Here is a 1,574-nt window from a genome sequence, read left to right as displayed (position 1 = left end):
ACAGCGCGGGCTGCTCGCGGTCGCGCAAGCCGTTGCCGGCGGGCTCGATCTCGATCACCTGTGCACCCTGGACGCCGGCGAGGCGATCGCCGCGATGACGGCCGTGCCCGGCATCGGCCCATGGACGGCCGAATGCTATCTGTTGTTCGCCGCCGGCCATCCGGACGTCTTCCCCGCGCGCGATGTCGCGCTGCAGACGGCGGTCGGCCATGCGCTCGGCATCGACCCGCGTCCGCCGGAGAAAATGCTGATCCGGCTGGCCGAATCATGGAGCCCCTGGCGGGGTGTCGCGTCGCGGCTTTTTTGGGCCTACTATCGTGAACTGAAGGGCAGGGACGCGGCGCCTCCCGTCGAAATGGCCAATAAAGCATGAAAATCATGCGTTTTTGAGAGTTTCGGCGAGAGACAATCCGCTTCACATCCCTGTCATGTCGGGCTTACAGTATCCGCGCCGTTCGGTTTGGAATGTAGGAGGCGAAGGACGTGACGGTTGCCGTATCTCCGGATGGGCTTCCCGCGCTGGTGCTGAATGCGGACTACCGCCCGCTCAGCTATTACCCCCTGTCGCTCTGGTCGTGGCAGGACGCCATCAAGGCTGTCTTCCTCGACCGGGTCAACATCGTCGCAGAATACGAGCACGCCGTCTCCTCGCCGACCTTCTCGATGAAGCTGCCGAGCGTGGTCAGCCTCAAGGCCTATGTGAAGCCGTCCCGGCATCCCGCCTTCACCCGCTTCAACGTGTTCCTGCGCGACCGTTTCCAGTGCCAGTATTGCGGCACGCCGGAGGATCTGACCTTCGACCATGTCATCCCGCGCCATCGCGGCGGGGCGACGACCTGGGAGAATGTCGTCGCCGCCTGCTCGCCCTGCAATCTTCGCAAGGGCGGCATGATGCCGGCGCAGGCCAAGATGTGGCCGCTGCAGAAGCCCTACCAGCCGACGGTGCACGACCTGCACAACAACGGCCGCCTGTTCCCGCCCAACCATCTGCATGAAAGCTGGATGGATTATCTCTACTGGGATGTCGAGCTGGAACCTTAGAGTTCGGCAGAAATCCGCGAGCCCGGCCGTCTGCCGCAGCTTTCTGCGCTTCCGGTGCTCACGTACTTAAGTACGCTCCGCTCCGGTTCTCGAAAGCCGCGCCAGCCAATCCGGGCTGGCGAATTTCTGGACGAACTCTCCGCCGTGCCGTTCGATAGAAAATTGGCTCAGTCGCGGGATAACGCGCTGCGGAAGGCGACGGCGGCCAGCACGAGGCTGGCGATAGCGTTCCAGCCGGCGAGCGAGAGACCGAGGATGCGGAGCGCCGCCTTGTCGCAGGAGGGCGGCACGAATTTGTCGAGCGCGTCGAGCACGCCCTTGCCGCCGGTGTCGACCGGGCCGGCGCCCGCCGTGCAGTCGGTCGGGCCGGCCCACCAATGCCATTCGACGCCGGAGTGGTAGACGCCGAGATAGAGGCCGTAGAGCATCAGCAAGCCGCCGATCCCCAGCAGGCCGCGCGTAGCCCAGGCCGGCGCATGAAGCATCGAGGCGATTACCGCCAGCAGCATCAGCGGCGCGCCGACATAATAGGG

General features: G+C 64.9%; 2 protein-coding genes and 1 pseudogene. 2 read left to right on the top strand and 1 reads right to left on the bottom strand.

Annotated elements, in window-relative coordinates; genetic code table 11:
• Together EOA24_RS43520 and EOA24_RS34710 are read left to right on the top strand one after the other, a co-directional pair.
• Positions 1-373, top strand: a pseudogene (locus EOA24_RS43520) (DNA-3-methyladenine glycosylase 2 family protein); the annotation flags it as partial.
• A 110-nt stretch (positions 374-483) separates the two neighbouring features.
• Positions 484-1,041, top strand: coding sequence for an HNH endonuclease (locus EOA24_RS34710; protein WP_027167440.1), 558 nt, complete (start codon positions 484-486; stop codon positions 1,039-1,041).
• 167 nt (positions 1,042-1,208) lie between these two features.
• On the opposite strand, the gene EOA24_RS34705 is transcribed toward EOA24_RS34710, so the two are convergent.
• The coding region (locus EOA24_RS34705) for a disulfide bond formation protein B (protein WP_127410632.1) at positions 1,209-1,574 on the bottom strand (366 nt) is incomplete at its 5' end.

It is taken from the genome of Mesorhizobium sp. M2A.F.Ca.ET.039.01.1.1 (genome assembly GCF_003998035.1).
Lineage (GTDB): Bacteria > Pseudomonadota > Alphaproteobacteria > Rhizobiales > Rhizobiaceae > Mesorhizobium.
Note: the sequence above shows the minus strand (reverse complement) of the source record. Positions and strands in the feature narration are given on the sequence as shown.